The organism is Pseudomonas fuscovaginae SE-1 (assembly GCF_000364705.1).
GTDB lineage: Bacteria > Pseudomonadota > Gammaproteobacteria > Pseudomonadales > Pseudomonadaceae > Aquipseudomonas > Aquipseudomonas fuscovaginae_A.
The window spans coordinates 1-5,046 of sequence record NZ_AQOH01000070.1 but is presented as its reverse complement, the minus strand read 5'-3'; the positions used below and the strand labels follow the sequence as shown (position 1 = coordinate 5,046).

The following is a 5,046-nucleotide window of genomic DNA, read 5'->3' as shown; positions in this document are numbered from 1 at the left end:
CCCCGCCGATGCTGGCGGCAGCACGCCCGCCGGGCCCGGTTCATCCGCTCCGGCTGGCGGCAGGGCCAGCAGCTCATGCAGCTCCAGCACGCCCTGTTCGGTCCAGCGCAGCGGGCCATCCGGCAAGCGCGCCACGACCTGCGCGCGCTCGACCTCGTTCAACCCTTGCGACTTGTTCAACAGCAGCAGGCCGGCCTGCGCCAGCGCCTCCTGCTGCGAGGCCGGCAGCGGTTTGCCCGCGGCCAGGGCCTGTGCATCCAGCACCATCACGCAAGGCTGCAGGGCCAGCACCCCAAGCCACGGAGCCGCCGCCAGTTGCCGCAGGATCTGCACCGGATGGCCAAGGCCGGAAGGTTCGATGAACAACCGGTCGGGCCGGGCCTTGCGCAACAACCGGCCCAGACCGACCTGGAACGGCGCACCGTTGACGCAGCACACGCAACCGCCAGCCACCTCGCCCAGTGCGATACCATCGTCGGCGCGAGTCAGCAGCGCGGCATCCAGGCCGATCTGGCCGAACTCGTTGATCAGCACGGCCCAGCGCTCGCCCGCAGGCTTTTGCGCCAGCAGGTGACGGATCAGGCTGGTCTTGCCGGCACCGAGGGGCCCGGCGATGACGTGCGTGGGAATGTTCTGCAACATAAGCGGGCCGACAGGTCTGAAGAGGTGGATGAATGATGCGGTCGATGGGCCTGGCGCTGCTGCTGGCGCTGGCTTCGAACCAGGTCCTGGCGCAGGCCTGCGTGGTCCACAGCCAGGGCGAACGGCTCGACGTGAAGGTCTGCCAGGAGAACGTGAGTATCCCGGTCAGGCTGTTCAACGACGGCTTCTGCCGGCCGAGCCTGGCGGGGCAGAAGGTCGAGGTCGAATACGTCGAGCAGTGCCCGGGCGGTTCATTCGGTGTCTGCCGCAACGCCCAGGTTGCCAATATGCCCTACCGGCAGAATATTCACTATTACGGCGTGGCGACGGATGCCGCGTATCTCAAGCCGTTTTGCGAGGGCCAGAGCGGCGGGCAGTGGCAGGCGCCCTGAGCAGGGCTGGGGATTGATGGCGCCTGCTTCGCGGATGAATCCTGCTCCCACAAGGTATGAGCCCGACGCAGTCACTGCGGGAGCCGGATTCACCGATACGTCGGACCGCCGCGAAAGCACCAGTACAGAAACCACCGCCTTCCGATCCGGCGCCTCAACTCAAGCCAACCAATCCAGCGTCAGGATCAAGCGCCGCTCGCCTGTCGCCACCTGCGGCGAACGGTGCACCAGCCCACGGCCCTCGTTGCCGAGCCAACGCTCGCCCTTGAGCAGGGCCACCGCGCCGCTGTCCATCTGCCGGATCAGCCTTGGGTCCATCGGCTCCGCCGCCGGGCTGCCCAACTGCCGGCGATCGATCGCGCCCTCCGCCAGCCACTGGCTGCCCGCCCCCGCATAAGTGGTGATCAGACGGACCGGCACATGATCGACGTGAAACCGCGGGCACATCGCCTTGTCCAGCACCCGCAGGCGCAAGCCGATCCGCCGTGCGCCAAGCAGGCAGGCATAGGCGCTGACCAACCACGACACGTCGCTGATGAAGCCCTCGTAACCCTCCAGGTCACTGAACCCCGAGGCCAGCCCCTGCAGGTTGGGGAGGCTCTCGTCATCCGGCATATCCAGGCTCAGTGATTCCGCCAACGGCTCGCCCAACGACAGCAGCAAGTGGGCGAAATCGGCAATATGACTGGGCAGGCGACGCTGCCAGACCGCCAGGTTCACGCCGTCCTCAAGAATCTCGCCGAGTACTGTCGGGGCCTCAGCCTCGACCTGACGGATCGGCGGTTGCGCCTGCAAGCGCGGCGCCAGCATCAGGCGGCCGCCTCTTCGTCGTGCCACGGCCCGAACGGGTCGTGCAGCAACCGCCAGCTCTCGACACCCTGGGCCATCTCGTCGTCGGTCAGCAGGCAGCCGTCCAGCTCGGCGGTCATTTGCGCAAAGTCGATGCCCTGGCCGATGAATACCAGTTCCTGCCGACAATCACCGGTGGCCGCCGTCCAGTTCTGCATGATCGCCGCAATGCTTTCCTCGTCCTGCGGCCAGTGCTGTTTCGGCACGAAGCGCCACCAGCGCCCGGCGAAACCATGGCGCATCAGACCACCGGCCTGGGACCAGCTGCCGGCCTCCTGGTACTTGCTCGCCAGCCAGAAGAAGCCCTTGGAACGCAGCAGCTTGCCGTTCACCCAGGGCCGGTTGATGAAGTCGAAGAAACGCTCGGGATGGAACGGCCGCCGCGCCCGGTAGGCGGTCGAGGCGATGCCGTATTCCTCGGTTTCCGGCACATGCTCGCCGCGCAGCTCCTGGAGCCAGCCGGGGGCCTGGGCCGCACGCTCGAAGTCGAAGCGGCCGGTGTTGAGGATTTTCGCCAGCGGCACCTCGCCCATCACCATCGGGATGACTTGCGCCTGGGAGTTCAGACGCGCGAGGATCGCCATCAGCTCTTCACGCTCCTGGCTGGAGATCAGGTCGATCTTGCTGATCAGGATCACGTCGGCGAACTCGACCTGCTCGATCAGCAGGTCGGTGATCGAGCGCTCGTCCTCCTCGCCGAGGGTTTCGCCCCGGGAGGCCAGGCTTTCCGCGGCCTGGTAGTCGAGCAGGAAGTTCATGCCGTCGACCACCGTGACCATGGTGTCGAGGCGGGCGATATCGGCCAGGCTCTGCCCGGTCTCATCGCGGAAGGTGAAGGTCTCGGCCACCGGCAATGGTTCGGAGATGCCGGTGGACTCGATCAGCAGGTAGTCGAAACGGCCGTCGCGAGCGAGCCGACCGACCTCTTCCAGCAGATCCTCGCGCAGGGTGCAGCAGATGCAGCCGTTGCTCATCTCGACCAGTTTTTCCTCGGCCCGGTTGAGGCTGACGTCACGCTGCACCTCGCTGCCGTCGATGTTGATTTCGCTCATGTCGTTGACGATCACTGCCACCCGCAGGTTTTCGCGGTTGCGCAGGACATGGTTGAGCAGGGTGCTCTTGCCGGCGCCGAGAAAGCCCGACAGCACGGTCACGGGAAGACGTTGGGTCATGGTTGGTTCCTCATCGGATTGGCCGGCTCAGAGCGCCCGCTTGTGGCGCTCGCGCAGCTCTTCACGTTCTTTGGCTTCGATGCACAGGGTGGCGGTAGGCCGCAGCAGCAGGCGCTTGAGACCGATCGGTTCGCCGGTTTCGCGGCACCAGCCGTATTCGCCACGGGCCAGGCCGTCGAGGGCCTGGTCGATCTTGTCGAGCAGCTTCTTCTCCCGTTCCAGCAGGCGCAGTTGCCATTGGCGCTGCTCCTCGGCACTGCCGATATCCGCCGGGTCGCTGCTGGGCTCCTGCTCGCGCAGCACGACGAACTCGCCGCTGATGCGCTCCTGCAGTTCACGCCGTTGCTGGAGCAGCAGTTCGCGGAAGAACCCTTGTTGTGCATCGTTCATGTAGTCCGCCTCGGGCTGGGCGAGCAGTTCTTCTTCAGTCATGGAGAGGGTCAGCCGTCGGGGATTTATTTAATGTTATATTATAACAGTGCATTTTAGCCAATCCCGACTTGCTCCCGACGACGAAGGGGGTGATGCTGGAACCGATCCGATCCCTTGAGAATGCCGATGCGCCCTACCCTGAAGCACTCTTTGCCGAGCCTGTCGCTGAGCCTGCTGCTATGCACCACCGGCGCCTGGGCGCAGGTTCCCGGCCCGCTGGCCAACTGCACCCGCAGCGCCACCCTGCTGGCGTGTCGGGACGCCGCCGGCAACGCCTATGGCGTCGCCACGGTGGGCAAGACGATCTACCTGCAAGGGTTCGAGGTGACCGGCAAGCGCTACTGGGCGCAGACCAGCAGCCGCTACGGGCAACTGACCTTCTTCACCGGTATCGCCTCGGATGGCGAGGCCTGGGTGGGTTACAGCCGGCGGGTGGGATGGACCACGGTGAACCGCTTCTCCAGCTCCGGCGGGCTGAGCAGGAAATTCACCTGTGATCGGTTGGTGGGCTGCTGAGCAGAGCCTGAGGCTCCCGATGAAGTGGCCAGGACACTTTGTGGTTGTGGCGAGCGGGCTTGCCCGCGTTGGGCCGTGAAACGGCCCCAAACCCAGGCAACTCGGCCTATCGGTTAGACCGCGCTGGCTGGTTTTACGGCTGCTTTGCAGCCGAGCGCGGCGGTGCGGCGTCCCGACGAGCCCGCTCGCCACAACAAGCCCCATTCACTACACCACAACAAGGCACTAGACCACGACCTCACCCGCCTGCTGCTGGCGCCAAGCGATGTAGCTGTCCTGCGGCGGGTTCTTCTCGAAGTAGGTCTTCAGGCCCTGGAACAGCCCGTCGGCGATCGCCTGCTGGTGCCGGGCGGTAACCAGCCGCTGGCTGTCGCGAACGTTGGAAATGAAGCCGGTCTCGACCAGGATCGACGGCACGTCCGGTGACTTGAGCACCGCGAAACCGGCCTGCTCGACGCGCTTCTGGTGCAGGGTGGTGATGTTCTCCAGGCTGCCGAGCACGGTATGGCCCAGTTGCAGGCTGGCGGCGATGGTCGCGTTCATCGACATGTCGAGAATCACCCCGGCCAGCATCGGGTCCTTGTCCTTGAGGTTGAGCAGGCTCTGCGCGCCGATCAGGTCGGCGCCGTTCTCGCGCTGGGCCATGAAGCGCGCGGTGGTCGAGGTCGCCCCGCCTTCCGAAAGGCAATACACCGACGCCCCCGACGCGGTGATCCGCGGCGCCGCGTCGGCGTGCACCGAGATGAACATGTCGGCGTTGTGCTTGCGGGAGAACTCCACGCGCTTGCGCAACGGCACGAAGAAGTCGTCGTTGCGCACCAGGCGCACATCGAAGCCCTTTTCACGTTTGAGACGCTTGGCCAGGAGCTGCGCGATGGACAGCACCACGTCCTTCTCGCGCTGGCCCTTGGAGCCCACCGCGCCTGGGTCCTTGCCGCCGTGACCGGGGTCGACCACCACCATGATGTCGCGCTTGGGATGGAACTTGCCCGGCGCCGATTCATGCCTGGCCTGGGGGGCTGCCGTCGCAGCCAGGGCCTGGG

Annotated in this window: 7 protein-coding genes; 2 read left to right on the top strand and 5 right to left on the bottom strand. The window is 65.8% G+C overall.

What is annotated here, in order from left to right:
- Window positions 1–642 (bottom strand): CobW family GTP-binding protein (locus K675_RS0108230; protein ID WP_017903035.1); only part of this gene is annotated, 642 nt, incomplete at its 3' end.
- A gap of 35 nt (window positions 643–677) precedes the next feature.
- On the opposite strand from K675_RS0108230, the gene K675_RS0108225 reads away from it, so the two are divergent.
- Window positions 678–1,034, top strand: a complete 357-nt coding sequence (locus K675_RS0108225; RefSeq protein ID WP_026145030.1) for a hypothetical protein — start codon at window positions 678–680, stop codon at window positions 1,032–1,034.
- A gap of 159 nt (window positions 1,035–1,193) precedes the next feature.
- On the opposite strand, the gene K675_RS0108220 is transcribed toward K675_RS0108225, so the two are convergent.
- From K675_RS0108220 to dksA, 3 genes are read right to left on the bottom strand one after another with little or no spacing between them, the layout of a single operon-like run.
- Window positions 1,194–1,844 (bottom strand): DUF1826 domain-containing protein, encoded by a 651-nt coding sequence (locus K675_RS0108220; RefSeq protein WP_017903033.1) that lies wholly within the window; start codon window positions 1,842–1,844, stop codon window positions 1,194–1,196.
- Window positions 1,844–3,055 (bottom strand): zinc metallochaperone GTPase ZigA, encoded by a 1,212-nt coding sequence (zigA, locus tag K675_RS0108215; RefSeq protein WP_017903032.1) that lies wholly within the window; start codon window positions 3,053–3,055, stop codon window positions 1,844–1,846. The genes K675_RS0108220 and zigA overlap by 1 nt, the downstream gene beginning before the upstream one ends.
- Window positions 3,056–3,082: 27 nt before the next feature.
- Window positions 3,083–3,487, bottom strand: a complete 405-nt coding sequence (dksA, locus tag K675_RS0108210) for an RNA polymerase-binding protein DksA (RefSeq protein WP_017903031.1) — start codon at window positions 3,485–3,487, stop codon at window positions 3,083–3,085.
- 126 nt (window positions 3,488–3,613) lie between these two features.
- Between dksA and K675_RS0108205 the strand changes: the two genes are divergently transcribed.
- Window positions 3,614–4,003, top strand: a complete 390-nt coding sequence (locus K675_RS0108205; RefSeq protein WP_017903030.1) for a hypothetical protein — start codon at window positions 3,614–3,616, stop codon at window positions 4,001–4,003.
- A gap of 225 nt (window positions 4,004–4,228) precedes the next feature.
- Here K675_RS0108205 and K675_RS0108200 read toward each other — a convergent pair.
- Window positions 4,229–5,046, bottom strand: an 818-nt coding sequence (locus K675_RS0108200) for an N-acetylmuramoyl-L-alanine amidase family protein (RefSeq protein ID WP_017903029.1), incomplete at its 5' end; no start/stop codon positions are given.